This window comes from Micromonospora auratinigra, from assembly GCF_900089595.1.
GTDB lineage: Bacteria > Actinomycetota > Actinomycetes > Mycobacteriales > Micromonosporaceae > Micromonospora > Micromonospora auratinigra.
Genome location: NZ_LT594323.1, coordinates 432326 through 459143, shown reverse-complemented (window position 1 = coordinate 459143; position 26818 = coordinate 432326). Strand labels below are relative to the sequence as shown.

At 74.2% G+C, this 26818-nt stretch carries 22 protein-coding genes; 5 read left to right on the top strand and 17 right to left on the bottom strand.

What is annotated here, in order from left to right; all coding sequences use genetic code 11:
- Window positions 1–128: 128 nt before the first annotated feature.
- The 8 genes from GA0070611_RS02195 to pgsA form a co-directional block, all read right to left on the bottom strand.
- Complete coding sequence (locus tag GA0070611_RS02195; protein WP_157740162.1) at window positions 129–3518, bottom strand: LamG domain-containing protein; 3390 nt, start codon at window positions 3516–3518, stop codon at window positions 129–131.
- A gap of 1149 nt (window positions 3519–4667) precedes the next feature.
- Window positions 4668–5420: a YebC/PmpR family DNA-binding transcriptional regulator gene (locus GA0070611_RS02190; RefSeq protein ID WP_091656418.1), complete on the bottom strand. Its 753-nt coding sequence runs from the start codon at window positions 5418–5420 to the stop codon at window positions 4668–4670.
- Between the two features lie 204 nt (window positions 5421–5624).
- The gene (pdxT, locus tag GA0070611_RS02185) at window positions 5625–6278 is read right to left on the bottom strand and encodes a pyridoxal 5'-phosphate synthase glutaminase subunit PdxT (RefSeq protein ID WP_091656414.1); all 654 of its coding nucleotides are present in this window, start codon (window positions 6276–6278) and stop codon (window positions 5625–5627) included.
- Window positions 6279–6330: 52 nt separating this feature from the next.
- Window positions 6331–7248 carry a pyridoxal 5'-phosphate synthase lyase subunit PdxS gene (gene pdxS, locus GA0070611_RS02180; protein ID WP_091656410.1) on the bottom strand — a complete coding sequence of 306 codons (918 nt, stop codon included), beginning with the start codon at window positions 7246–7248 and terminating at the stop codon, window positions 6331–6333.
- Between the two features lie 134 nt (window positions 7249–7382).
- Entirely contained in the window at window positions 7383–7886 is a 504-nt protein-coding gene (locus GA0070611_RS02175) for a hypothetical protein (protein WP_091656406.1), read from the bottom strand.
- 82 nt (window positions 7887–7968) lie between these two features.
- Window positions 7969–9129 carry a glycosyltransferase family 4 protein gene (locus GA0070611_RS02170; RefSeq protein ID WP_091656401.1) on the bottom strand — a complete coding sequence of 387 codons (1161 nt, stop codon included), beginning with the start codon at window positions 9127–9129 and terminating at the stop codon, window positions 7969–7971.
- Window positions 9130–9143: 14 nt separating this feature from the next.
- Entirely contained in the window at window positions 9144–10082 is a 939-nt protein-coding gene (locus GA0070611_RS02165) for a phosphatidylinositol mannoside acyltransferase (protein ID WP_091656398.1), read from the bottom strand.
- On the bottom strand, window positions 10079–10699 hold the full coding sequence (gene pgsA / locus GA0070611_RS02160) for a phosphatidylinositol phosphate synthase (protein WP_091656395.1): 621 nt from the start codon (window positions 10697–10699) through the stop codon (window positions 10079–10081). The genes GA0070611_RS02165 and pgsA overlap by 4 nt, the downstream gene beginning before the upstream one ends.
- A gap of 252 nt (window positions 10700–10951) precedes the next feature.
- Here pgsA and GA0070611_RS02155 point away from each other — a divergent pair, with 252 nt between their 5' ends.
- Complete coding sequence (locus tag GA0070611_RS02155) at window positions 10952–13114, top strand: elongation factor G-like protein EF-G2 (RefSeq protein WP_091656390.1); 2163 nt, start codon at window positions 10952–10954, stop codon at window positions 13112–13114.
- A 146-nt stretch (window positions 13115–13260) separates the two neighbouring features.
- Here GA0070611_RS02155 and GA0070611_RS02150 read toward each other — a convergent pair whose 3' ends face one another.
- Complete coding sequence (locus GA0070611_RS02150; RefSeq protein WP_091656387.1) at window positions 13261–14319, bottom strand: aldo/keto reductase; 1059 nt, start codon at window positions 14317–14319, stop codon at window positions 13261–13263.
- Between the two features lie 80 nt (window positions 14320–14399).
- Complete coding sequence (locus GA0070611_RS02145; protein ID WP_091656382.1) at window positions 14400–15023, bottom strand: CG0192-related protein; 624 nt, start codon at window positions 15021–15023, stop codon at window positions 14400–14402.
- A gap of 81 nt (window positions 15024–15104) precedes the next feature.
- Here GA0070611_RS02145 and GA0070611_RS02140 point away from each other — a divergent pair, with 81 nt between their 5' ends.
- Window positions 15105–15641: a hypothetical protein gene (locus tag GA0070611_RS02140; protein ID WP_091656378.1), complete on the top strand. Its 537-nt coding sequence runs from the start codon at window positions 15105–15107 to the stop codon at window positions 15639–15641.
- A gap of 65 nt (window positions 15642–15706) precedes the next feature.
- Here GA0070611_RS02140 and GA0070611_RS02135 read toward each other — a convergent pair whose 3' ends face one another.
- Window positions 15707–16261, bottom strand: coding sequence for an HIT family protein (locus tag GA0070611_RS02135; protein ID WP_091656375.1), 555 nt, complete (start codon window positions 16259–16261; stop codon window positions 15707–15709).
- An 85-nt stretch (window positions 16262–16346) separates the two neighbouring features.
- Entirely contained in the window at window positions 16347–18359 is a 2013-nt protein-coding gene (gene thrS / locus GA0070611_RS02130; RefSeq protein ID WP_091656371.1) for a threonine--tRNA ligase, read from the bottom strand.
- A gap of 214 nt (window positions 18360–18573) precedes the next feature.
- Here thrS and GA0070611_RS02125 point away from each other — a divergent pair, with 214 nt between their 5' ends.
- Window positions 18574–19446, top strand: coding sequence for a DUF1775 domain-containing protein (locus GA0070611_RS02125; RefSeq protein WP_091656368.1), 873 nt, complete (start codon window positions 18574–18576; stop codon window positions 19444–19446).
- 30 nt (window positions 19447–19476) lie between these two features.
- On the opposite strand, the gene GA0070611_RS02120 is transcribed toward GA0070611_RS02125, so the two are convergent.
- The 3 genes from GA0070611_RS02120 to GA0070611_RS02110 form a co-directional block, all read right to left on the bottom strand.
- A complete protein-coding gene (locus GA0070611_RS02120) occupies window positions 19477–20742 on the bottom strand; it encodes an RNA polymerase sigma factor (RefSeq protein WP_091656365.1) in 1266 nt (421 codons plus the stop codon).
- On the bottom strand, window positions 20739–21119 hold the full coding sequence (locus GA0070611_RS02115) for a YciI family protein (protein ID WP_091656362.1): 381 nt from the start codon (window positions 21117–21119) through the stop codon (window positions 20739–20741). The genes GA0070611_RS02120 and GA0070611_RS02115 overlap by 4 nt, the downstream gene beginning before the upstream one ends.
- A 204-nt stretch (window positions 21120–21323) precedes the next feature.
- Window positions 21324–22253, bottom strand: a complete 930-nt coding sequence (locus GA0070611_RS02110; RefSeq protein ID WP_091656359.1) for an ADP-ribosylglycohydrolase family protein — start codon at window positions 22251–22253, stop codon at window positions 21324–21326.
- A gap of 73 nt (window positions 22254–22326) precedes the next feature.
- Between GA0070611_RS02110 and GA0070611_RS02105 the strand changes: the two genes are divergently transcribed.
- Together GA0070611_RS02105 and GA0070611_RS02100 are read left to right on the top strand one after the other, a co-directional pair.
- Complete coding sequence (locus GA0070611_RS02105) at window positions 22327–23016, top strand: response regulator transcription factor (protein ID WP_091656356.1); 690 nt, start codon at window positions 22327–22329, stop codon at window positions 23014–23016.
- A 29-nt stretch (window positions 23017–23045) separates the two neighbouring features.
- On the top strand, window positions 23046–24434 hold the full coding sequence (locus tag GA0070611_RS02100; RefSeq protein ID WP_091656353.1) for a HAMP domain-containing sensor histidine kinase: 1389 nt from the start codon (window positions 23046–23048) through the stop codon (window positions 24432–24434).
- Window positions 24435–24948: 514 nt separating this feature from the next.
- On the opposite strand, the gene GA0070611_RS02095 is transcribed toward GA0070611_RS02100, so the two are convergent.
- The gene (locus tag GA0070611_RS02095; protein WP_091656349.1) at window positions 24949–25974 is read right to left on the bottom strand and encodes an adenosine deaminase; all 1026 of its coding nucleotides are present in this window, start codon (window positions 25972–25974) and stop codon (window positions 24949–24951) included.
- Window positions 25971–26762, bottom strand: a complete 792-nt coding sequence (locus GA0070611_RS02090) for a trans-aconitate 2-methyltransferase (protein WP_091656345.1) — start codon at window positions 26760–26762, stop codon at window positions 25971–25973. Before GA0070611_RS02090 ends, GA0070611_RS02095 begins: the two co-directional genes overlap by 4 nt.
- Window positions 26763–26818 lie beyond the last annotated feature (56 nt).

Genomic DNA, 26818 nt, shown 5'->3' with positions numbered 1-26818 from the left:
GATCGAACCGGCTCTGTGGCACGCCGGACGCGCGGTGGGGCCGGCACCGCGGGCCCCACCGCACTACTCCGGAGAGGTGCCCCGCTCCGGTCGGTCGTAGTCGACACCGACCGGAGCAGGGCCCCCGGCTACGGCAGGCTGACCAGGGTAGTGATCTCCTTATCGCTCAGAACGCCCTGGTAGACCCGGACCCGGTCCACCGCGCCGTTCATGTAGTCCTCGATGTCGGCCGAGCCGACATAGAGGGACCCGATCGAATCCCAGGTGGGCGGAACGCCGGTCTTCGTCGAGACGAGCGTCCCGTTGACGTAGAGGCGCAGCGTGCTGGTGGAGTCGTCGTACGAGGCGGCGAGATGCACCCAGGTGTTCAACGCCGGAGTGTTGCCCCACTTGGCCGCGGTGTAGACGATTCCGGTGGGCATGTCGTTGTCGGGGACGACGATCGCCCAGCTCGCCGGGGCGTTGTACTGGCGCTGGAGGTAGAAGGCACACCGCCAGACACCGCACTGGGCCAGCACCGTGTCATAGGTGCCGAACGCGGCCGGATTGACCCAGGCCGAGACGGTCCACGACCCGCCGGTACGCAGCACCGGCCCGCTGGTCTTCGCCTGCCCGGTGGTGCCGTTGAGGCACAACCCGGTGGAGAAGTTGTAGCCGTTAGCACAGAAGGCGGCCGTCGGCGCGTCGGTCAGGGTCAGCGGGCGGCCGAAGCCCGATTCGTCGGACACCTGCCGGGGCGCCAGTTCGTCCGTGTCATCCATCTCCCACTGTCCGACGAGGACCGGGGCGACCAACGGGGCCAGGTCGTTCTCGGGATCGACGACCCGGTCCCAGAGCCGGACGTCGTCGATCTCACCCTCGAGGTAGTTCCCCACCGTGCCGTTGTAGTGCACCCGACCGATCTCCATGATCCCGGTCGACTTCCAGAGCGAGTTCAGCGGTTGCTTCCCGGAGAGCACGCCGTTGACGTAGATCCGGATCTCCTTGGCGCCGGCGTCGTAGACGCCCGCGACGTGCTGCCAGGCGTCGATCGTCGCGAGTTGACTCGAGGCGACCGAGGTGCGGGTGTGGGTCGGGCTGTCGGCGGAGAAGGTGTGGAAGTACCAGTTGCCGCCCTTGTCCCGTTGCAGCTGCCAGGCACCGTTGTTGGTGCCGCTGGCGGCGACGACCGAGCCGAATGTGTCCTTGCTCAGCACCTTCACCCAGGCCGCGACGCTGAAGCTCTTCGACGAGTCGATCGGCGGCGCGACCGTGGTGTCGCCCCAACCCTTGGCAAAGCCGAAGCCAACCGCCCGATCCCGGCCCCGGGTCTTGTGCGTGCCGTTGACCCAGCCGTCGGACCAGCTGAAGTTGTGCAGGGTGAGCTGTGGACCGCCGGCGGGGGTGGTCGAGGCGGTGGTGCCGGTCCCCTCGTTCATCGTCCAGACCGCCGTCGGGGCCGAGTAGCCCGCCACGAGGAACGGGTAGTCGTAGGGCGCCGACGCGTTGCCCGCCTGGTCCCGGCTGCGCACGGTCAGCACGCTCTGGCCTCTCTTCGTGGGGGTCACGGCGACGGTGACTGCGCCGCCCAACGTCGGCGCCTTCACCACCGTCGTCGGGCCGGCGTTGACCTGGTAGACGTAGTCGTACACGTCGGTGGCGCCGTTGGCCGAGAAGGTGAACTTCGCGGTGAGGCCCGGCGAACCCTGCTCGGTCTGGTTGGTGCCCAGCGGTGGGGACTCCAGGTAGACGCCGTCCGCCGACGCCACCTTGGGGGTGAAGGCCGGCGGGGAATAGTCCACGTAGAACTCGCACCACTGCGACGGATCCGACGAGCCGCCGAGGCCGTCCTTGGTCTGCACCTGCCACCGGAAGACGTCGCCGCTAACGGTCTTGGTGAGCAGCGACACCTCGGCCTTGGCGCCGGGCGCGACGCCGGAGTCGGTCCTCGGCCAGCCGCTGACCGTGGACCAGACGCCGCTGACCAGCTTCTGCAGGGTGAAGGTCCCCGACAGCGACCCTCCGTTGCTGCCGTCGGGATCGGTCAACGTCGCCTTCAGGTACGGGAAGTCCCCCCGGACCAGCGGCCGAGAGGTACCGGTCGCGCACGCCTGAGCCGGCGCGGTGTAGTTCCCGTGGGTGGTCAGCTGGGCGGCGGTCGGCGTGTTCGGGTTGGTGTTGTACTCGACCGACAGCTTGGTCTGGCCCGCATCGAACTTCTTCCACCAGGTGCTGGTGGTCTCCGAGCTGCCGTCGGACTGGCGGGTGCTCAGGGAGAGGGTGTAGTTGGTGTCACCGCGGAAGCTGCTGATGTCGTTCTTGAGGCTGGTGCTGGAGAACTCCAGCGGCATGTCCGGCTGCGGGTCGTCCGCGCAGCCCGCGCCGCCGGACGGCTTGTGGGCGTGGCCGGAGCGCTCCTCCAGCCACAACTGGAAGCCGGGCCCGCTCCAGCTCTGCTTACCGGCGGCCGGCAGGTCGGCGGTGCGCCACAGGTTCACCGGGGTGGAGGTGCACGCCCAGGAGTGGGTCATCTCGGTCAGGAACTTGGCCGACCGGATGGTCTTGCCGGACAGACCGGAGAGGTTGAACCGGAAGTACGACCGGAAGGTGCCGTCGCCCGACGGGTCCACCCCCGCGCGCGGGATGCCGTCGTCGCGGGTGGAGTTGGTGGAGTTGGCGTAGCCCCACAGGGTCTTGCCGATCGTGGTCCAGGGGTCGATCACCACCGGGTAGGTGGTGTCCTTGCCACGCAGCAACGCCAGGTCGGGGCGGATCACCAGGTCGGAACCCTGCACCGCAGTGGACAGTTCCGCCTTGCGGGCCAGGTCGGGGGCCGAGCGGACCGCCTCCTGCCGGGCGCGGGCCGCGAAGGTCGACAGGGCGCTGCCCTTCGCCGCCGGAGCGGCCGGGGCCAGCCCGGACGAGTCCCACATCAGGGCACCACCTGCCGAGGCGACCGTACGCCCCGAGGTGTCCACCACCTCGAAGCCGCCACCGGTGCGGGGTCGCCGGGTCACCGGACCCGTGGTCGCCAGCCCCAGACGCACCTCGTCGAGCGCGGGGTTGGCCGCCGCCTGCGCCGACGCGACGACAAGGACCCAGGTGAAGCCGTCCGCCACGGCACGCAACCGCAGGTCGACCCCGGGCAGCACCGACTCGTAGACGGCCGAGTCACCGTCCAGCCTCGGCGCGGGCAGGGCACCCGGCCAGGAGAGCGCCAGCTCACCGTCGCCCACCGGCAGCCGCACCGCCGGCGTCGTCCCGCCGGCCGAGAAGCTGACGTCGGCGAGGGTGGCGACGGGCGCCACGCTGCCGTCGGGGTTCTTCTGCAGCCGGGTGTCGATGTTGCGCCAGGCGCCGCCCTTCTTCGTCCACCGCGGGGAGGCGTAGGTCTCCAGCACCAGGCTGCCCGTCGGCTGGGCGATCACCCGGGAGTCCGCCCGGCGCAGGCTGGTCACCTCGACCGGCGAGCCGATCGCCTTCGCCGAGGTGAGCGCCTGTTCCTCGGAGAGGGCGGCGGGCACGGGGTCACTCGGCACGGCTGTCGGACCGGTGGCCCCGGCGGTGGCCGGGACGACGGCAACGCTCGTCGCCGCCAGCGTCGACGCGAGCAGTACTCCGCCGATCGCCCGCCATCGGGCCCTGAGCCCGGTACGGGAAGCTTGCACTCCAGTCTCCTGTCGTCGATGCGGGGGTGCCCGACGTCGGCCGGACCGGCTGACGCGGACGGAGTGGTGGGTGCGGACCTCACGGTTCATCGCCCGCCGCTGCCGGACGCCGCGAGCGGCGACGCAGGGAACAGCGGACCCGGGCCTGCACGACGGGCATCGATCGCCCAGCGCGGATCGCCCGGTCGGAGCGCCGACATCGACCGTGGCCGGTCGGCGCGGCGCAACGCGGCGCCAACCGAGGTGGTGGACGGAGAAGACGTACCGGTCGAGTGGTCTCCGGGCCTTCGCCGCCGACCGTCGGCTCAGTGCCGTGCTCGACGGCCAGCCGGTGAGCGGGTGCCGGTGGTGGGCGCCGACGTTGCCGGCCTACGGCCGCACGTCCGCACCGGATCCGTGCGCGTTCTTCGGGCACACCCCATCGCGATACGACGTCCCACGCCGTTCCCCCCGTGTTTGAAAGTTGCCTGAAGGTAGGGATGGAACACGTGCCGTGTCAATGCCTCACCGGACTCTTGCTGTCCGTGACAAGCCATCAGGGCATTCATCAGGCCGTTGCTCCGACGCGCCTACCAAGGGTGAGCACGCGCAGGTGCTCACCCGGGCGTCGTACGGAGCCGGAACGGTACGACGGGCGAAGTCGCGCTCCCGGAGCCGTCGCGGACGGCTCATGTAAAGGAGCAGAGGCGCCCTTGCGGACGAGGGCGTGGGCCATCGGCCGGCTTGCCGCGTGTCGGGCTGCGGGTGGCACGACACGCCGAGGGCCGGCACGGAGGGGGGAACCGGACGGCGGGCACCCGTCGACGGCCGTCCTGGCCGACGGCAGCAGGACGGCACTCCGGTCGGTACGGCGATCCGGTACCGGGCGACGTCGCGGCGGCCTCCCACCGGGCGGGGCGTCGCCCCCCTGCCCGAGACCGCGGGACCGGGCCGCTCCCGTCGGGCAGGTCACACCGCGGGACGGTGCGGCCGCCGACCAGCCCCACGGGCGGTCGGCGGCCGCGGCCCACTACGCACCCATCAGGCGTCGACGGCTTCCATAACCTCGTCGGAGACGTCGAAGTTGGCGTACACGTTCTGCACGTCGTCGCAGTCCTCGAGGACGTCGATCAACTTGAAGACCTTGCGCGCGCCCTCCTCGTCCAGCGGCACGTTGACGCTGGGGATGAGGGAGGACTCGGCCGACTCGTACTCGATGCCGGCGTCCTGCAGGGCGGTGCGCACCGCGATCAGGTCGGTCGGCTCGGAGACCACCTCGAAGGCCTCGCCGAGGTCATTGACCTCCTCGGCGCCGGCGTCGAGGACCGCCATCATCACGTCGTCCTCGCTCGCGCCGGCCTTCGGCACGATCACCACGCCCTTGCGGGAGAACATGTACGACACCGAGCCGGCGTCGGCCAGCGAGCCGCCGTTGCGGGTCAGCGCGGTCCGCACCTCGGTGGCGGCGCGGTTGCGGTTGTCGGTGAGGCACTCGATGAGCATCGCGACACCGTTCGGGCCGTAGCCCTCGTACATGATGGTCTGCCAGTCGGCGCCGCCGGCCTCCAGGCCGGAGCCGCGCTTGACCGCCCGGTCGATGTTGTCGTTCGGGACGGAGTTCTTCTTCGCCTTCTGGATGGCGTCGAAGAGGGTCGGGTTACCGGCCGGGTCACCGCCGCCGGTCCGGGCCGCGACCTCGACGTTCTTGATCAGCTTGGCGAACATCTTGCCGCGCTTGGCGTCGATCACGGCCTTCTTGTGCTTGGTGGTCGCCCACTTTGAGTGGCCGGACATCTCATACCTCCGTCTGTTGACCCACGCCTGCGTCGACTGTCCGCGCCCGCGCCATGCCGGGACCGCCGGTCGGTCGGACGGGGGCGACGGCGGGCGGTGAGCCCCGCCGAACCGCGGCAATCCTACCGAGGTCGGTCGGGTCGGTGTCACACACGGCACCGGTCCGGGCGTGGATCCGCCCGGACCGGTGCCGGTGGGAGCGGCTCAGGCGGCCCGGACGAGCTCCACGAAGTAGCGGTGCAGCCGGTGGTCGCCGGTGAGCTCCGGGTGGAACGAGGTGGCCAGCAGGTTGCCCTGGCGGACCGCGACCACCCGGTCGGCGGTCGGCCCGGGCGACGACGCCGGCTCGGCACCTCGGACGCCGGGCCGCGAGCCGGAGCCGCCGGTGACCCGGCCCAGCACCTCGACGCCCGCGCCGACCCGCTCCACCCAGGGGGCGCGGATGAACACGGCGTGGAACGGCTCGCCGTCGACCCCGGCGATCTGCACCGGCGCCTCGAACGAGTCGACCTGCCGGCCGAACGCGTTGCGCCGCACGGTCATCTCGATGCCCTGGAAGCCGCGCTGGTCGGGGCGGCCGTCGAGCACCTCCGCGGCCAGCATGATCATGCCGGCGCAGGAGCCGTAGACCGGCATCCCGCCGGCGATCCGCTTGTCGATCGGCTCACGCAGCTCGAAGATGTCCACGAGCTTGCTGATGGTGGTGGACTCGCCGCCCGGGATCACCAGCCCGTCGACCGCGTCCAGCTCGGCCGGGCGGCGCACCGGACGGGCGTCCGCGCCGGCCGCGGCCAGCGCGGCGACGTGCTCCAGGACGTCCCCCTGCAGGGCGAGCACCCCGATGACGGGCGTGGCCACGTCGACTCCTCTCCGAAGGTGGCGCGGGGCCCGCCGGGCCCCGCGCGTCACGTCACCAGCCGCGCTCGGCCAGCCGGTGCGGCTGCGGGATCTCGTCGACGTTGATGCCGACCATCGCCTCGCCCAGGCCGCGGGAGACCTTGGCCAGCACGTCCGGGTCGTCGTGGAAGGTGGTGGCCTTGACGATGGCGGCGGCCCGCTGGGCCGGGTTGCCGGACTTGAAGATGCCGGAGCCGACGAAGACGCCCTCGGCGCCGAGCTGCATCATCATCGCCGCGTCGGCCGGGGTGGCGATGCCGCCCGCGGTGAACAGCACCACCGGCAGCTTGCCGGTCTCGGCGATCTCCTTGACCAGCTCGTACGGCGCCTGGAGCTCCTTGGCGGCGACGAACAGCTCGTCGGCCGGCAGGGACTGCAGCCGGCGGATCTCCTGCCGGATCTTGCGCATGTGGGTGGTGGCGTTGGAGACGTCACCGGTGCCGGCCTCGCCCTTCGAGCGGATCATGGCGGCGCCCTCGGTGATCCGGCGCAGCGCCTCGCCCAGGTTGGTCGCGCCGCAGACGAAGGGGACGGTGAACGCCCACTTGTCGATGTGGTTCGCGTAGTCGGCCGGGGTGAGCACCTCGGACTCGTCGACGTAGTCGACGCCGAGGGACTGCAGGATCTGCGCCTCGACGAAGTGGCCGATCCGGGCCTTGGCCATGACCGGGATGGAGACCGCGTTGATGATGCCGTCGATCATGTCCGGGTCGCTCATCCGGGACACGCCGCCCTGGGCGCGGATGTCGGCCGGGACGCGCTCCAGCGCCATCACGGCGACCGCGCCGGCGTCCTCGGCGATCTTGGCCTGCTCGGGGGTGACCACATCCATGATCACGCCGCCCTTGAGCATCTCGGCCATGCCCCGCTTGACCCGGGCGCTACCGACGACCGGGGTGGTGGGGGTGTTCGGGGAGGTGGATTCGGACACGCGTCATCGCTCCTTGGACCTGCTGGGATGGGCTCGGGGCCGATGCTACGACCGGCTCGACGCCGCTCCGACAGCCAATCGGACCCACGGTGGCCTGCTCTGTGGCCGCCGTCACCCACCGGGGTGGACCCGGCTCAGCCGGTGGTCACGTCCGCCGGCACGGTGAGGGTGGGGTCGTCGATGTCGAAGTAGCGCGGCCACTGCTGCCCGCGCCCCATCCGGAACAGCCGCACCAGCGGCCGGCCCCGGGCGGTCCGGGCGTCCCGGACCAGGTCGGTGTGCACCTGACGGGCCAGCGCCAGTCGCCGGCTGGCCGCGATCACCGCCTCGCAGGACGCGTCGGCGGGATCCAGCTCGACCGCGCGCAGCTGGCGGGTGAGGTCGTTCTCGGCCGCCTCCCGCTCGTCCGGGGCGGCGTCCAGGGCGATCCGGGCGGCCGCGTACAGCTCCACGCCGTAGCGCTGCTCGGCCAGCACCGCGGCGGCGGCCGCGCGGCGCAGCAGGTGCGCGTCGAGCGCGCGGGCCGCCGACTCGGCCCGGGTCTGCAACCGGTCCACCCGGCCGGCCGTCCAGATCAGGTACGCCGCGACGAGCCCGACGACCAGGGCCGTGCCCACCACCCACCACATGCCCGGCATCGTAGTGCTGCTCCTCATCCGGCCCGGTCCGCGCGGCCCTCGGCGGCCTCGCCCGTCACATCCGCCCCACCGGCGACCCCGGTCAGGCCAGCTCGACCCACTCCCGGTCCATCACCCTGCCGTCGGTCGCCTCGATCGCCGCTGCGTATACCTCCAGAACCCGGCGGGCAACCACGGGCCAGTCGAAATTCGCCACCACCTGGTCCCCGGCCGCGCTCAGCCCGGCCCGCCGGTCGGCGTCGTCGAGCAGCTCGGTCAGGGCGGTCCGCAGCGCCACCGCGTCACCGGTCGGGAAGAGCCGGCCGGCCCGCCCGCCGTCCAGCACCCGGCGGAACGCGTCCAGGTCGCTGGCGACCACGGTGGTGCCGGCGGCGAGCGCCTCGGTGAGGATCATCCCGAAGGACTCCCCGCCGGTGTTCGGCGCGACGTACAGGTGCAGGCTGCGCAACATGGCGGCCTTGTCCGCCTCGGGCACCATACCGAGGAAGGTGACCCGCTCCCGCAGCCCGGCCGGGAACTGCCCGTACAGGTCGTCCGGGTCACCGGGACCGGCCACCAGCAGCCGCAGCCCGGGCCGGTGCGGGGCGAGCGCCACGAAGGCGTCCCGCAGGATCGGGAAGCCCTTGCGCGACTCGGTGAACCGGCCCAGGAAACCGACCGTGCCGCCCCGGCCCGGCGCGCACTCCCCCGGCCAGCCCGGCATCGGGTCGACCCCGGCGAACTTCGCCACCGCCACCCCGTTGGGGATCTCCACCGCCCCGCCGTCCATGTGCTCGACCTGCACCTTGCGGGCCAGGGCGCTGACCGCGATCCGGGCGGTGATCCGCTCCAGCAGGATCTGCAGCAGCCCCTGCGCGGCCGACAGCACCCGGGAGCGGGTCATCGCGGTGTGGAAGGTCGCCACCACCGGCCCGCGCGCGCAGAGCACCGCCAGCATCGACAGGCTGGGGGTCAGCGGCTCGTGCACGTGCAGCACGTCGAAGTCGCCCCGGGTGATCCAGCGCCGCACCCGGGCGGTGGAGACCGGGCCGAAGGCGATCCGGGCCACCGACCCGTTGTACGGCAGCGGCACCGCCCGCCCCGCCGACACCACGTACGCCGGCAGCGGCGCGTCCTCGTCGGCCGGGGCCAGGACGCTCACCTCGTGCCCGAGCCCGAGCAACGCCTCGGCCAGGTCCATGACGTGGTTCTGCACCCCGCCCGGGACGTCGAAGGAGTACGGGCACACGATGCCGATCCGCACTGGCGCCCGCTCCCTCAGATCGTCCCGGTGGCGGCCGGCGGCGTGCTGACGTCCACGCCACCGTTCGTCGCACCCTGGTCCAGCCACATCCGCTGCAACATGTGCCAGTCTTCCGGATGCCGGGCGATGCCGGCCGCCAGACGGTCGGCAATCCGTTGGGTCAACTCGCGGACCCGCTCGTCCAGCGGCGCGCTGTCCGGGTCGGGCAGCTCCAGCGGGCCGTCCAGAGCGGCGTGGGCGGCGTCCGGCTCGTACCAGAGCGAGGCCACGTAGAGCGGCGCGCCGGTGCGGATCGCCAGCAGGGCCGGGCCGGCCGGCATTCGGGTCCGGCCGCCGAAGAACTCCACCTCCACGCCCCGGGCGGAGAGGTCCCGGTCGGCCAGCAGCGGCACCACCGCGCCGGCCCGCAGCCGGTCCAGCAGCACGTCGAACGCGGGCCGGTCGCCGCCGTGGGTGGGCAGGATCTCCATGCCCAGGCCCTGCCGGAAGGCGAGGAAGCGCTCGTAGACGCCCTCCGGCTTGAGCCGCTCGGCGACCGTGGTGATCGGCCAGCCGGTGGCGGCCACCCAGGCGCCCGCGGCGTCCCAGTTGCCGGCGTGCGGCAGCGCCACCACCGCGCCCCGGCCGGCCGCCACGTCGGCGGCGAGCAGCTCCGCGCCGCCCAGGTGGAAGCCGGCGAGGATATCCCGGCGGCTCAGCGAGGGCAGCCGGAACGCCTCCATCCAGTACCGGGCGTACGAGCGCAGGCCCGCCCGGACCAGGACGTCCAGCTCTGCCTCGGGCAGCTCCGGGCCGACCACCCGGCGCAGGTTCGCGCGCAGCCGGGCCGTACCCCCGCCGTTCCTGCGGTGGGCGCGGTCGGCGCCGGCCCGGAACGCGGCGGCGACCAGCGGCCGGGGCAGCGCGCGGGCCAGCCGCCAGCCGGCGATGTAGCCCGCCTCGGTGAGGTTCACTCCGAGCCGACCAACTGCGCCTGCCGGTACACGTGGGCCATCCGCTGCCCGACGGTGAAGATCGAGACGGCGGCGAGCAGCCAGAGGGCGATCTCCAGGGCCGGGTCGACGCCGAGGCCGGTGAGCAGGCCGCCCACCCCGACGATCAGCAGCCGCTCGGTGCGCTCGGCGATGCCCACGTTGCAGGTCATGCCCAGCCCTTCGGCACGGGCCTTGACGTACGAGACCAGGCCGCCGGCGGCCAGGCAGAGCAGCGCGGCGGCCACCCCGGACTGGTTGTGCTGGCCGGCCAGCCAGAAGGCGACCGCGCCGAAGACGGCGCTGTCGGCGATGCGGTCCATGCTCGAGTCGAGGAAGGCCCCGAACCGGGTGGAACCGCCGCTCATCCGGGCCATCGTCCCGTCGAGCAGGTCGGTGAGCGCGAAGACCGTGACGATCAGCGCACCGGCGACCAGTTGGCCGCGCGCGCCGAAGCCGAGCGCGCCGACGAGCACGCCGAGGGTGCCGGTCACGGTGACCGCGTTGGGGGACACGCCCGCGCGGAGCAGCCCGCGCGCGACCGGCTCCACGATGCGGGTCATGCCCGCCCGGGCCGTCACTTGGAAGATCTTCGCCATGGCGGTCCCACGATATCGGCCGGCAGCGGCCGGCGACACAGCGGCCGACCCGCCGGGCCGTTCGGCCTTGTGCGGGCCCGGCGACGGGTGTGAGATCGGATGTGGGAGGTGAGCCAGTTCACCGCGACACCGGTCCGCGTACCCGTCGTTGAGGAGTCCACCGGAGGATATCGCCGCGGTACCCGCCCGGGGCCGCTTCCCCGTCGCGCGCGGCGGTCGCCACCCACCACCGGCTGAGGGAGGTGCGCCGCGATGGCGCAGAAAAATCAGGAGAAGGGTGTCACCGGCGGCGCGCCGGTGGTGACCGAGCCCGGCAGGGTTCGCAACGTGGTGCTCGTGGGGCACTCCGGGGCGGGCAAGACCACCCTGGTCGAGGCGCTGCTCGCGGCCTCCGGCACGATCGGGCGCGCCGGCACCGTCGCCGACGGCAGCACCGTCTGCGACCACGACCCCGCCGCCGTACGCCAGCAGCGGTCGGTGAGCCTGGCCTGTGCCCCGCTGCTGCACCGCGACGTCAAGGTCAACCTCCTGGACACCCCCGGGTACGGCGACTTCGTCGGCGAGCTGCGCGCCGGGCTGCGCGCCGCCGACGCCGCCCTGTTCGTGGTCTCCGCCGTCGACGGCATGGACGCCGCCACCGCCGCCCTCTGGGAGGAGTGCGCCGCGGTCGACATGCCGCGCGCGGTCGCGGTGACCCGGCTGGACCACCCGCGCGCCGACTTCGACGAGGCGGTGGCGCTCTGCCAGCGGGTCTTCGGCGACAACGTGCTGCCGCTCTACCTGCCGATGCTCGGCGACGACGGGGAGTCCGTGGCCGGTCTGATGGGGCTGATCACCCGCCGGGTCCTGGACTACTCCGCCGGCCTGCCGGCCGCGGTGCGTGAGCCGGACCCGGAGCACCTGCCGGCGATCCTGGAGTCCCGCAACGAGCTGATCGAGGGGGTCATCGCCGAGAGCGAGGACGAGACCCTGATGGACCGCTACCTGGGCGGCGAGGAGATCGACACCGAGGTGCTGATCACCGACCTGGAGAAGGCGGTGGCCAGGGGTCACTTCTACCCGGTGGTGCCGGTCTGCGCGGAGACCGGCGTCGGCCTGGACGCGCTGCTGGACGGCCTGGTGTCGGCGTTCCCGTCGCCGCTGGAGCACGACGTGCCGGCGGTCACCGGGGTCGACGGCTCGCCCCGCTCGCCGCTGGCCTGCGACCCGGACGGCCCACTGGTCGCCGAGGTGGTCAAGACCACCGTCGACCGGCACGTCGGGCGGGTCTCCCTGGTCCGGGTCTTCTCCGGCACCCTCCGCCCGGACCAGGTCATCCACGTGTCCGGGCACGGCATGGCCGAGCGCGGGCACCCCGACCACGACGCCGACGAGCGGGTCGGCCACGTCTACAGCCCGCTCGGCGCGACGCTGCGCGAGGTGCCCGCCGCGGTGGCCGGGGACATCTGCGCGATCACCAAGTCGGGCAGCGCGGAGACCGGCGACACGATCTCCGCCAAGGAGGAGCCGCTGCTCGTCGCGCCCTGGGAGATGCCCGAGCCGCTGCTGCCGGTGGCGATCGTGGCGCGCAGCCGGGCCGACGAGGACGTGCTGGCCCGCAACCTGGCCCGGCTGGTCGCCGGTGACCCGACGCTGCGGCTGGACCGCAACCCGGAGACCCACCAGTTGGTCCTCTGGTGCATGGGCGAGGCGCACGCCGACGTGGTGCTGGACCGGCTGCGCGCCGGCGGCGTCGAGCTGGACACCGAGCCGGTCCGGGTGGCGCTGCGCGAGACGTTCGGCGCCGCCGCGAAGGGGCACGGCCGGCACGTCAAGCAGTCCGGCGGGCACGGCCAGTACGCGGTCTGCGACATCGAGGTGGAGCCGCTGCCGCGCGGCGCCGGCTTCGAGTTCGTCGACAAGGTGGTCGGCGGGGCCGTCCCGCACAACTACATCCCGTCGGTGGAGAAGGGCGTCCGGGCGCAGATGGAACGGGGTCTGGTCGCCGGCTGCCCGGTCGTGGACCTGCGGGTGACCCTGGTCGACGGCAAGGCGCACAGCGTCGACTCCTCCGACGCGGCGTTCCAGACCGCCGGCGCGCTGGCGCTGCGCGACGCCGCCGAGAAGGGCCAGCCGGGCCTGCTGGAGCCGGTCGACGAGGTGACCGTCCGGGTGCCCGACTCGTCGGTGGGCGCGGTGCTGGGCGACCTCTCCGGCCGGCGCGGCCGGGTGCTGGGCACCGAGCCGGACCCGGACGCCGAGGGGCGCACCCTGGTCCGCGCCGAGGTGCCCGCCACCGAACTGCTCCGGTACGCGGTCGAGCTGCGCTCGATGACCGCCGGCACCGGCACCTTCCGGCGCGAGTTCGCCCGCTACGAGCCGATGCCCGCCCCCCTCGCCGAGCAGGTCCGCAAGGAACACGCCACCCGCACCTGACCCCCGCACGCCCACCCGCTCCCGGCCCGGGGCGACTGATTCACGGAAAGAGTGGTCTCCGAGAGCGCGGAGGCCACTCTTTCCGTGAATTAGCGGGAATCTTGGGGCGGGCGGGCGGGGGCGACGGCGGGGCGGCGGCGCGGGGGTCAGGGGCGGGCGGCGGGGACGGGGGGCATCGGCCAGTGCGGGCGGTCGGCGTCGCGCAGCGCCGCCGAGCGCAGGGCCGCCAGCTGCCGTTCCACCTCGGCGAAGTGGTCCGGGGCGAGCGGGCCCCGGCGCAGCGCCTCGGCGTTCTCCTCGACCTGCGCGACGGTCCGCGCGCCCGGGATCGGCACCGCCCGGCCACTGCGCGCCCAGATCCAGCCCAGCGCGCCCTGGGCCGGGGTCCGGCCGTCGGCGGTCAGGGCACCCCGGACGGCGGCGACCCGACGCAGCCACTCCGGGGCGGGACGGCCGCTGCGGAACCACTCCAGCCAGGTCGGCGCGGTGCCCCGTACGTCGTCGCGGGGCAGCGTGGACTCCGGGGTGTACTTGCCGGTCAGCAGCCCCATCCCGAGCGGCCCCCGGGCGATGCCGGCCAGGTCGTGCTTCTCGCAGACGTCGAGCATGGCGGGCGCGTCGCGGAGCACCGACAGGCCGTGCTGGACCGCCGTGGCGTGCCGGGCGACCTGCGCGAACGCGGCGGCCCGGTCGGCCCGGTCGGTGCTCCAGCCGTACGCCCGGACCAGCCCCTCGGCGACCAGGTCCTCCAGCGTGCCGACCAGCGCCTCGGCGCGCGGCACCGACAGGTCGCCCAGGTGCAGCTGGTAGAGGTCGATCCGGTCGGTGCCCAGCCGGCGCAGCGAGCCGGTCACCGCCCGGCGCAGGTACCCGGGCGAGGCGTCCTCCCCGGTGGCCTGCCGGGCCGCCTCGTCGAAGGTGTACCCCCACTTGGTGGCGATCACCGCCTCGTCGCGGCGGCCGGCGAGCGCCCGCCCGAGTACCCGCTCGCCGTGCCCGGCCCCGTACGTGTCGGCGGTGTCGAAGAGGGTCACCCCCAGGTCGAGCGCGCGGCGTACGGCCCGGACCGACTCCTCGTCGTCCACCGCGCCCCAGCCCAGCGGTCGGACCCCCTCCGACCAGGGCCCACCGATCGCCCAGCACCCCATGCCCAGGGCGCTGACCCGGATGCCGCTGCGGCCCAACGTCCGCGTGCTGACTGCCATCGCCGCATCCTGCCACCTGCCGGGCCACGACGGGCGGGATCGTGACGGTCCGGCAGCCGGCCGGCCACGATCGGTGCCGCTCAGTCGGTGACGACCTGCGCCAGCAGCACCGGCGCGGACTGCCCGTCCCACGCCCCGGTGAGCCGACCGGGCCCGGCGCCCACCCCGGCGACCGGCCGCCGGACCAGGGCGAGCGCGACCGGCCCGGTACGGATCAGCGTGGGGTCGCCGTCGACCACCGGCGCGGGTACGCCGTCCGCCGTCCCGGCGTACCGCCCGGGGGTCAGGGTCATGCTCGGCGGGCGGACCTGCCGCTCGCCGTCCACCTCGAAGTACTCCTGCGCCTGGTCGGCCCCGGCGAGCACGGCGGCGGCCAGCGCGCGCTGGTAGACCGGGTCGCCGACGGCGTCGTACACCCAGCGCCGGCCCAGCACGGAGTGCTCCATGGTGCCGAGGAGCCGGTCGTCGGCACCGGCCAGCGGCGCGCCCCGGTAGGTCAGCGGCACCTGGAGGACCGGTCCCTCCCCCGCCCGGACCAGCATCGTCTCCACGCCGACCTCCCCGGCCGGGTCGTCGAACCGGTACGCGGCGACGCGGGTCACCGCCGTCCCGGCGTCGCCGGCGAACCAGCCGCGGGTGGGCAGCCACCGGGTGAGCAGGTCGAGCTTCGAGGGGCGCAGTTCGGCGCGGTGCAGCAGGGCCATGTGGCGGATCGTACTGTCGAAGGGGGCCGTCCGAGGGTTTGGGGATCTTGGCGGCGAGGCATTCCGCGGCCGGAGGTAGCCATGGGCGTCACGGCGGAACAGATCGAACGGGCCACCGAGGTGCGCCCGGTGCCCCGCTGGGTGGCGCCCACCTTCGTGGCGCTGGCCCTGCTCACCCTGCCGTGGATCGGCTACCTGGCGCTGACCCTGCCCCGGCACACCGTGACGGTGCACTACCGGGCCTCCTGGGTCGGCTTCGACCTGGGGCTGGTGGCGCTGCTCGGGCTGACCGCGTGGTGGGCGTACCGGGGCGACCGGCGGGTGGTGATGGCCGCGACGGGCACCGCGACGATGCTGGCGGTGGACGCCTGGTTCGACGTCGTCACCACCCCACCGGGGCCGGAGCTGGCGCTGTCGGTGGCCCTGGCCGTGCTGGTGGAGCTGCCGCTGGCCGGCGTCTGCCTGTGGATCGCCCGGCACGGCGACCAGATGGTGGAGCGCCGGTTGCGCCGGCTGGCCGTCCGGGCCCAGCTGGCGGCCGACCGGGCCGACTCGGCCCAGCGCACCGCCGCCTCGGCCCGCCGCCGGCTGGCCCGGGTCCGCGGCCGCCTGCGCTGAGCCCGCACCGCCGGCCGGCGGCGCCGGACCCGCACCGCGACCCGGGCGCGGCCGGGCGGAGACGGTCAGGCCGGCCAGGCCTTGGCGAACAGGTCGCGGGTGTCGGCGAGCAGTTGCGGCAGGACCTTGGTACGCCCGATGACCGGCATGAAGTTGGCGTCGCCGCCCCAGCGCGGCACCACGTGCTGGTGCAGGTGGGCGGCGATGCCGGCGCCGGCCACCCCGCCCTGGTTCATGCCCAGGTTGAAGCCGTGCGCGTTGGAGACCTGGCGGACCACCCGCATGGCGTCCTTGGTGAACGCGGCCAGCTCGGCGGTCTCCGGGGCGTCCAGCTCGGTGTAGTCGGCGACGTGCCGGTACGGGCAGACCAGCAGGTGGCCCGGGTTGTACGGGTAGAGGTTGAGCACCGCGAAGACGTGCTCACCCCGGGCGACGACCAGGCTGGTGTCCGGCGGCAGCCCCGGGGCCCGGCAGAACGGGCAGCCGGTGGGCTTCTCGTAGCCGCCCTCCGGCCGGTCCTCGCCGGAGATGTAGGTCATCCGGTGCGGCGTCCAGAGCCGCTCCAGCCCGTCCGCCAGACCGTTGTCGCCGTCCTCGAAGTGCCGTTCCGCCCCAGTCACACCGCCGATCCTACGGTCACCGCACCGGGTACGCGGCACGGCGGCGTCCGGCCTCCCGGAGCCGCCGTGCCGGTGGATCGTCCGGTCAGCCCTGCGCCGACGGTCCCGCGTTGGTCCGCGACCGGACCACCTCGACCACGTGCGCGACGGCCTCGTCGACCGGCACCCCGTTGCGCTGCGACCCGTCCCGGTAGCGGAAGGACACCGTGCCGGCGGCCACGTCGTCGTCGCCCGCGATCACCATGAACGGGATCTTCTGCTGCTGGGCGTTGCGGATCTTCTTCTGCATCCGGTCGTCGCCGAAGTCGACCTCGGCCCGGATCCCCTGCCGGGCCAGCGTGCCGACGAACTCCTGGAGGTAGTCGGCGTGGTCGTCGCGGATCGGGATGCCCACCACCTGCACCGGGGCCAGCCAGGCGGGGAACGCGCCGGCGTAGTGCTCGGTGAGGACGCCGATGAACCGCTCGATCGAGCCGAACTTCGCGCAGTGGATCATCACCGGCTGCTGCCGGGTACCGTCGGCCGCCTGGTACTCCAGCCCGAAACCCTTCGGCTGGTTGAAGTCGTACTGGATGGTCGACAACTGCCAGGTGCGGCCGATCGCGTCCTTGGCCTGCACGGAGATCTTCGGGCCGTAGAAGGCCGCGCCACCCGGGTCCGGCACCAGGTCCAGCCCGGTCTCCCGGGCGCACTGCTCCAGCACCGCGGTCGCCGTCGCCCAGTCCTCGTCGGAGCCGACGAACTTGTCCGGCTTGTTCTCGTCGCGGGTCGACAGCTCCAGGTAGAAGTCGTCGATGCCGAAGTCCTTCAGCAGGCTGAGCACGAACCCGAGCAGGTGCTTGATCTCGGTCGGCGCCTGCTCCCGGGTGCAGTAGGAGTGCGAGTCGTCCTGCGTCAGACCGCGCACCCGGGTCAGGCCGTGCACGACGCCGGACTTCTCGTACCGGTAGACCGAGCCGAACTCGAACAACCGCATCGGCAGCTGACGGTAGGACCGCCCGCGCGACCGGTAGATCAGGTTGTGCATCGGGCAGTTCATCGCCTTGAGGTAGTAGTCCGCGCCCTCGAGCTCCATGGGCGGGTACATGCCGTCGGCGTAGTAGGGCAGGTGGCCCGAGGTGTGGAAGAGCCCTTCCTTCGAGATGTGCGGGGTCCCGACGTACTGGAAGCCCTCCTCGATGTGCCGGGCGCGGACGTAGTCCTCCATCACCCGCTTGATCACGCCACCCTTGGGGTGGAAGACCGCCAGGCCGGAGCCGATCTCGTCGGGGAAGCTGAACAGGTCCAGGTCCGCGCCGAGCTTGCGGTGGTCGCGCCGGGCGGCCTCCTCCAACAGCTTCAGGTACGCCTTCAGCTCGTCGCGGGTCGGCCACGCGGTGCCGTACACCCGCTGCAGCTGCGGGTTCTTCTCCGAGCCCCGCCAGTACGCGGCGGCCGAGCGCATCAGCTTGAACGCCCCGATCAGGCGGGTGTTCGGCAGGTGCGGGCCCCGGCACAGGTCCGACCAGCAGACCTTGTCCTCGGTCGCGGCCAGGTTGTCGTAGATGGTCAGCTCGCCGCCGCCCACCTCCATCACCTCGGAGGAGTCCAGCCCTTCGCCCTTGACCTCGATCAGCTCCAGCTTGAACGGCTCGGCGGCCAGCTCGCTGCGCGCCTCGTCCAGGCTGGCGAAGCGCCGCCGCCGGAACCGCTGCCCGGACTTGACGATCTCCTGCATCCGCTTCTCGAGCTTCGCCAGGTCGTCCGGCTGGAACGGCTTGTCGACGCCGAAGTCGTAGTAGAAGCCGTTGTCGATCGGCGGGCCGATGCCGAGCTTCGCCTCGGGGAAGACGTCCTGCACGGCCTGGGCCAGCACGTGCGCGGTGGAGTGGCGCAGCACGTTCAGCCCGTCCGGGGTGTCGATGCCGACCGGCTCGACGCTGGTCTCCTCGGCCGGCTTCCAGTCGAGGTCGCGCAGCTGGCCCTGCGGGTCGCGGACCACCACGACCGCCTTCGGGCCGGTCATCGGCAGTCCGGCCGCGGCCACCGCGTCGGCCGCCGTCGTCCCGGCGGCGACGACGACGGGGTCGGCCACGACGGGGGTACGGGGTGCGGACACGGTGACTCCTGTCGTCGATGGGTGTTGAGGTGTGCCGGCGTACCGGCCCCTGCGATGCTATCGGTCGCCGCCGGGGCACCGTCGGCGACGCCGCACCGTCCCGCCGGGCCGTCGACGAGTTCCGTCCCGGGTTGAACCTTTCCGGCTCCCGGCCCGAACTACCGGGTGGGGCCGGAGCCGGTACCGGCCCGCGTCGAGACGGATGGGGACGACCATGAGACTGACCCGTCGGGGCCGGTGGTGCGCGGGCCTGCTGCTGGCCGCCGCGCTGGGTACGGCCGGCTGGCCGGGCGTCGCGAGCGCCGCCGAGGTGACCGTCAGCACCTCCCCGGCCGAGGTCCGCCAGGGCGACGCGATCGAGCTCGCGGTGCTGCTGCCCGAGGAGCGGGCCGGTACCCGGACCACCCGCATCGAGCTGCGGATGCCGGCCGATGCGCCGATCGGTGAGGTCTACCCGCTGTCGGTGCCCGGCTGGGCGCCGCGGATCACCACCCGCACCCTGGACCGGCCGGTCGCCGGCATCCACTCCCCCGAACTGGACCAGGTGACCGAGGCGGTGACCTGGATCCGGATGCCCGGGGCGAGCGGACCGGCCCGGCTCTCGCTCGGCATGGGACCGATGCCGGCCACCGACCGGCTCACCTTCCAGGTGCTCCAGACGTACGCCGACGGGACGGTGGTGCGGTGGGCCGATCCGGCGGGCGGTGCGCACCCGGCACCGACCGTGGCCCTGCTGCCGGCGCTGCCCGGCACCGGCGCGCACGGCGGCCACGGGGCGCTCGCCGACGAGCCGGCCGGGGCGGCCGCTCCGGCCGCGCCGGGTGACGGGGACGACGGCCCGAGCGCCGACCTCCTGCTGGGCGGCGGGCTGCTCGCCGGGCTGGCCGGGGGCGCGGCGCTCGGCTGGCTGTTCAGCCGACGCCGGCGCGGCACCCTCACGCTGGCCGACGACGACGTCCCCGCCGAGGAGACGCCCGCCGACGAGACCGAGCGGGACGACCCGGAGCAGGGCCGTCCGCGTCGCGGCGACACCGGCGAACCCGTCCTCGCGGTACCGGCCGGGTCGTCCGGCGGGCCGGCCCGCTGACCGGCGGCGGCGGGCTCGGTGGGCGGGCGGTCAGGGCACGAGCTGGCCGCGCCGGCGGGTGAGGTAGGCCCGCTCGGCGGGGTTGCCGGTGAGTCCGATGGCGCGGTCGTACGCGGCCCGCGACTCGCCGCCGCGCCCGAGGCGGCGCAGCAGGTCGGCGCGCGCGGCGTGGAAGGCGTGGTAGCCGTCGAGGACGTCGGCGAGCCGGTCGACCTCGGCGAGCCCGGCCCCGGGCCCGTCGACCTCGGCGACCGCGACCGCCCGGTTGAGCCGTACGACCGGTGAGGGGTCGAGCTGCACCAGCCGGCCGTAGAGCGCGGCGACGGTGAACCAGTCGGTGTCCCGGGCGGACGGGGCCTCGGTGTGGACCAGGCTGATCGCCGCCTGGAGCTGGTGGCGTCCGGCCGGGTCACCGCCGGCCGCCACCGCCGCGACCCGCTCCCGGACCAGGGCGGCGCCCTCGGCGATGAGGGTACGGTCCCAGGCGCCGCGGTCCTGTTCGTCGAGGGTCACCAGCTCGCCGGTGTCGGAGACCCGCGCCGCCCGCCGGGCGTCGGTGAGCAGCATCAGGGCGAGCAGGCCGGCCACCTCGCCGTCCGCCGGCAGCAGGGTGCGCAGCAGCCGGCCGAGACGGATCGCCTCGTCGGTGAGGTCGGCCCGGACCGGGTCGTCCCCCGCACCGGTGAGGTAGCCCTCGTTGAAGATCAGGTAGACGACGGTGAGCACCCCGTCGAGCCGGGCCCGGACGTCCTCGGCCCCGGGCACCCGGTAGGGGATGCGAGCCGCCTTGATCCTGGCCTTGGCCCGGGTGATCCGGCGCGCCATCGTGGTCTCCCGGACCAGGAAGGCGCGGGCGATCTCGGCGACGGTCAGGCCACCGAGCAGGCGCAGGGTGAGCGCCACCCGGGCCTCCGGCGCGAGCGCCGGGTGGCAGCAGGTGAAGAGCAGTCTGAGCCGGTCGTCCTCGACCGGGCCGGTCGGCTCGGGAGGGGCGTCGTCGTGCCCGATCCGGGCCAGCAGGTGCTTGGCCTCGCGCTGCGACTCGCGCCGGAGCCGGTCGATCGCCTTGCGGGTCGCGGTGGTGGCGAGCCAACCGCCGGGGTGCGGCGGTACGCCCTCGCGGGGCCACCGCTCCGCCGCCGCCACGAACGCCTCGGCCGTCGCCTCCTCGGCGACGTCGAGGTCGCCGAACCGACGCGTGAGCCCGGCGACCAGCCGCGCCCACTCCTCGTGGTGGGCCCGGGTGAGCGCCTGTGCGACGGCGGGACCGCTCAGTGCGGCGACGCCGTGGTTCATCGCTCCCCGGAACCGTTCCACCCGGTCTGCCCGGGGCCGGCGAACCGGTGCACCTCCTGCGGCCAGTCGAGCGCGGCCGCCAGCCGGCCGGCCCAGCGCCGCGCCGCCGCGTCGTCGGGCACGTCCACGACGACGAGGCCGCCCAGGTGCTCCTTGGTCTCGACGTACGGGCCGTCGGTGAAGACGGGCTGCCCGTCGACCGGCTCGACTCCGCACACCACGGTAGACCGGTCGAGCCCGCCGTTGGCGAAGACCAGGACCCCCTGGGCCCGCATCTCCTCGATCACCGGACGGACGGCGGCGTCCTTCGCGCGCGCCTGCTCGGCCGTGTGCTCGGGCACCCACTCGTCGTTGAAGGCGATCAGGTACTGCGTCATGGTGGTCTCCTCTCAGCCCCGGGACGAGGGCCTTGCCCGACTCCTCGGGTGCGGCGGCCCGGCCGCCGCACACTGCTTCCACGAGCGGCTGCGCCCCGATACGACACCATCCCGGAAAATCCTCTTCCCGGCAGCCCGGGGTTTTCCTCGGTGCGGTCACCGCCGGGTGTCTCGCCTCCGCTCGGCGCCCCCGCGCCGGCCCGGTCAGGGGTGGGCGGGGACCCAGTCGGGCAGCGGCTCGCGGGCGGCCAGCCAGCCGTCCGGCACCCCGCCCGGGGTGCCCACCCCGGTGTGCCCGGCCACGATCCCGCCGACGATCGCCGCGGTGGTGTCCACGTCCCCGCCCGCCTCGACGCAGACCCGGATCGCGGTCGGGTAGTCGTCGAGGTGGGTGGCGGCCACCCAGAGGGTGAACGGCACGGTGTCCTGCGCGGTGACCCGGGAGCCGTTGCCGAGCACGGCGGCCACCCCGTCGGCCGGGTGGCCGAGCAGCGCCACCGCCTCCCGCACGCCCCGGTGCACCGCACTGGCCGGGTCCAGCGCGCCGGCCACCACGGCGAGCAGCCGGTCCGGGTCGGGCCGGACCCCGTCGAGCCGGGCCCGGGCGGCCGCCGCGGCGGCCACCGCCACCGCGACCGCCCCGGCGATCCCCTCCGGGTGGGCGTGGGTCACCTCGGCGCTGGCCCGGGCCTCCTCGGCGGCGCGTCGGGTCGAGTCGGCGTACCAGGCGCCGAGCGGGGCGACCCGCATGGCCGCGCCGTTGCCGCAGGAGCCCTGACCGTCGAACGCGGCCGCCGCCGCGACCGGCCACGGCGTGCCGGTCCGGATCAGCCGCAGGATGGTCACCGCGCCCGGCCCGTACCCCCGGTAGGGCTCGCAGCGTTCGGCGAAGGCGAGCGCGAGCCGGTCCCGGTCGAGCTGACCCGCGACACCCAGCTCGGCCACCACCGAACAGGCCATCTCGGTGTCGTCGGTCCACGGCCAGGGCGGGGCGGGCAGCCGGCCGGCGGCTAGGTCACCGGGGTGCCGGCCGGGGACGAAGAACTCGGCGCCCAGCGCGTCGCCGACCGACAGGCCGGCGAGGGAGTCGCGGGCGAGCGCGAGGCGGGTGTCGGGGAACAGGGTGAACGTCATCGTCGTCCCAGCTTGCCCGGATCGCGGGAGCGCCGCAACGCGATCGACTTGCCACGCCGAGTACGGTGCTGACGTGGCCACCGTGCTCCTGGTCGAAGACGATCACGTCGTACGCGGCGCGATGCTGCGGTCCCTCACCGACCGGGGGCACGCCGTGCACGCCGTGGGTACGGCGCTGGACGCGTTGCGCCGGGTGGCCGCCGAGACCCCCGACCTGGTCGTGCTGGACCTGGGCCTGCCCGACCTGGACGGCTCGGACGCGCTGCGCATGCTGCGCGGCATCACCGACGTGCCGATCATCATCGCCACCGCCCGCGACGACGAGCAGTCCGTGGTGCGGCTGCTGCGGGCGGGCGCCGACGACTACATGGTCAAGCCGTTCACCGGCGCGCACCTGGACGCCCGGATCACCACGGTGCTGCGCCGGGCCGGGCGGGCCAGCCGGTCCGTGCAGCCGGCGGTGCACACCGTGGGCGGCCTGCGGGTGGACGTCGGCGAGCGCAGCGCGGCGCTCGACGGCGAGCCGCTCGCGCTCACCCGCAAGGAATTCGACCTGCTGGCGTATCTCGCCGCACGTCCCGGCCGGGTAGTGTCCCGGCGGGAACTCTTGGAGGAGGTATGGCGGCAGCCATCGGTCGGCGAGGACCAGACCATCGACGTTCATCTGTACTGGCTGCGCCGAAAGATGGGCGAGTCCGCGGCGAAGCCACGCTACCTGCGCACCGTGCGGGGGGTCGGCTTCCGGCTGGTGGCGCCGGACTGAGGACGGCGCTGGCCTGGCTCACCGCCGGCATGTGCAGTCTGGTCGCGCTCGCCTTCCTCGTCCCGCTCGGGCTCACCCTGGGCGACCAGGCGCGCGAGGAGAAGCTGGCCGACGCGGCCCGGCGCAGCGCGCTGGTCACCGGGGCCTTGGCGGTCAGCACCGATCCGGCGGTCGTCCGGCGGGCGATCGCGGCCAGCGGGGACGACCCGGCGCTGCGCCCGGTGGTGCACGGCCTCGGGGAGGACACCGGCGGGCGCGCCGACGCGGCGGCGCTGGCGGAGGCCGAGGCGCAGCGGCGTTCCCTGGTCACCGAGGTGCCCGGCGGGGTGCTCCGGCTCGATCCGGTGGTGCTCGGCGACAAGGTCGCCGTGGTCGAGGTCTTCGTCCCCGACCGGGTGCTCGACGAGGGCGCCGACGGGCGGTGGCTGCTGCTGCTCGCGGTGGCGGTCGCGCTGGTCGGGGCGGCGGTGATCGTGGTGGACCGGGTCGCCGCCCGGGCCGCGGACGCCACCGGCGAGCTGGTCAAGGCGGCGCTGGCGATCGGCGACGGCGACGTGGCGGTACGCGTCGAGCCGGCCGGTCCCCGGGAGCTGGCCGAGGCCGGGCACGCGTTCAACCGGATGGCCGAACGGCTGGTCGCGCTCCGCGCCGACGAGCGGGAACTGGTCGCCGACCTGTCGCACCGGCTGCGTACGCCGCTGACCGCACTGCGGCTGGACGCCGAGGCACTGGAGTCCGACGACACCAGCATCGGCACGTTCAGCGAGGCGGAGCTGGACCGCCGCCGGGGCATCCGGCGGATCCGGCAGGCCATCGTCACCCTGGAGGGCGAGGTCGACCAGCTGATCAAGACCACCCGCAAGGCGGTCGGCCAGGAGACCGGCCCGGCCAGCTGCGACGTCAGCGAGGTGGTCCGGGACCGGATGGTCTTCTGGTCGGCGCTGGCCGGCGACCAGAACCGGCCGCACCGGGTCACCGGCGCGCAGCTGCGCATCCCGGCCCCGGTGCCCCGGGCCGAGCTGGCCGCGGCGCTGGACGCGGTCATCGGCAACGTCTTCCGCTACACCCCGCAGGGCACCGCGTTCGAGGTGGCGGTGAGCCGGCGCGACGGCTGGGTGGCGATCCGGATCGACGACGCCGGCCCGGGCATCACCGACCCGGACCGGGCGCTGCGCCGCGGCGCCAGCGACCAGGGCTCCACCGGTCTCGGCCTGGACATCGCCAAGCGGGTCGCGTTGCAGGCCAACGGCTCGGTCAGCATCGACCGGGCCCGGCTCGGCGGGGCCAGCGTGGTGATGCTGCTGGCCGATCCCGACGCGGCCCCCCGCCAGGTCAACCGCTTCGGCCTGGTCGGCCGGATGGCGCGCGACGCCCGGGAGCAGAAGAGCGGGGCGCGGCGCTGGCCGCGCCCCCGGTGACCGCGTTGGCTGTGCGCCGACGCAAGTCTTCCTTAGATAAGGGTTAACGACGGCCGGTGGGCCGCCGCCGGCTGTCAGGATCAGGACCGAACCCATCAGTTCCGTCGGTCGGAACGCCCCGTAACACCTTCGGCCGACGGAGCGTGCGCGCGGCGGGAGTTCGGTCCCCCCACACCTCGCTCCCGTCGCGCGCCACTCCCCCGTCGAAACGGGTGCGGCGACGCCGCGTCGCGGCGTGGCGTCCGACGCGCCGAGCCGGAGGTGACCGTGCCGAGGCCGACCGTCCACCGCCTGCTCCGCTGGACCGCCGTGATCGGGGTGGGCATCGCCCTCACCCTCGCCGTCTGGCAGGACCCGGTGTTCGCCCACGTTCCGGGCCGCCACGCTCCCGACGTACCCCTGCTCGGGGTCGGCACGGCCGGCTCGGTCGGGGCTCTCGCCGCGCTCGGGCCGGCCCTGTCCGGCCGGCGCCGACCACCGCGGGTGTCGCGGCGGCCGGCGCCGGGCCGTCCGGTCAGCGGGTCGCGGCCGCCAGGTAGGCGTCGATCTCGCCGGTGATCCGGGCCTGCTCGCCGGGGGCCAGGAACGACGCGGTGACCGCGTCGCGGGCCAGCCCGGCCAGCCCGTCGGGACCCAGGTCGAGCAGGCGGGCCGCGACGGCGTACTCGTCGTTGAGGGTGGTGCCGAACATCGGCGGGTCGTCGGAGTTGATCGTGACCGGTACGCCGGCGGCGACCAGCTGCGGCAGCGGGTGCTCCTCGATGGTGGCCACCGCCCGGGTCCGGACGTTCGAGGTGGGGCACACCTCCAGCGGGATCCGCCGCTCGGCGAGGTGGGCCAGCAGCTCCGGGTCGAGCGCGGCGGCGATGCCGTGGCCGATCCGCTCCGCGCCCAGCTCGCGCAGCGCGTCCCAGATGGTCTCCGGCCCGGTGGTCTCGCCGGCGTGCGGCACCGAGCGCAGCCCCGCCGCCCGGGCCCGGTCGAAGTACGGCTTGAACTGCGGCCGGGGCACCCCGATCTCCGGGCCGCCCAGGCCGAAGCTGACCAGCCCGTCGGGGCGTTCCTCCAGGGCGATCCGCAGCGTCTCCTCGGCCGCCGGCAGGCCGGCCTCGCCGGGGATGTCGAAGCACCAGCGCAGCGCGACGCCGAAGTCGGCCTCGGCCCGCTTGCGGGCGTCCTCGATCGCCTCGCAGAACGCCGGCGCGGGGATCCCCCGGTGCACGTGCGAGTACGGCGTGACGGTCAGCTCCGCGTACCGGACCTGCTGGCGGGCCAGTTCCCGGGCCACCTCGTGGGTGAGCAGCCAGACGTCCTCCGGGTCGCGGATCAGGTCCACGACGCTCAGGTAGACCTCGATGAAGTGGGCGAAGTCGCGGAACGCGAAGTAGTCGGCGAGTCGGTCCGGGTCGGCGGGGACGGGGCTGCGCCCCTCGTGCCGGGCGGCCAGCTCGGCGACGATCCGGGGCGAGGCGGAGCCGACGTGGTGCACGTGCAGCTCCACCTTGGGCAGTCCGGCGATGAAGGTGGGCAGGTCGGTCACAGGTTCTCCTCTGCGCGGGCGCCGGTACGGGCCACCACGAAGATCCGGCGGAACGGGAAGTACACCTGACCCTGCCGCACCGGGTAGGCCTGCGTGAGGCGTACCCCCAGCTCGGTGCGGAAGTCGGCCCAGCCGGCGGCGTCCAGGGCGGCCCGGACCGGCCGCAACGCCGTGCCGTCCATCCAGGTCAGCACCGGGTGGTCGGCGCCGGCGGCCGGGAGCAGGTGCACGTAGGTAGTCTCCCAGGCGTCGACGGCGCAGCCGGCACCGACCAGCAGCGCGGCGTAGTCGGCGGGGTCGTCGACGGGCGCCTCGCGCAGCAGCGGGGCCAGGGTGTCGCGCCACCGCGGCCGTCCGGCGACCTCGCGCAGCGCCCGGTGCGACGCGGCGGCGAAGTTCCCCGGCACCTGGCAGGCCAGCCAGGCCCCGGACGGCAGCTCGGCGGCCCAGCGGACCAGCAGGTCGCGGTGCCCGGGCACCCACTGGAGCACCGCGTTGCAGACCACCACGTCCACGTCCGGCCCCGGCCGCCAGGCGCGTACGTCACCGACGGTGAAGTCGACCGGGGCGTCCAGCGCCCCGGCCCGCTCGATCATCTCGGCGGAGGAGTCCAGCCCGGTGACCCGGCTGTCGGGCCAGCGGGCGGCCAGGGTGGCGGTCAGCGTGCCGGGCCCGCAGCCCAGGTCCACCACGGCGCGGGGCCGTTCGGCGCCGACCCGGGCGAGCAGGTCGTGGAAGGGCCGGGAGCGCTCGTCGCCGTAGCGCAGGTAGGTGCTCGGGTCCCACATGACAGCCTCCAAACCGTACGTACGTCTTGTTGAAGGTACGGCCCGACGCGCGCCCG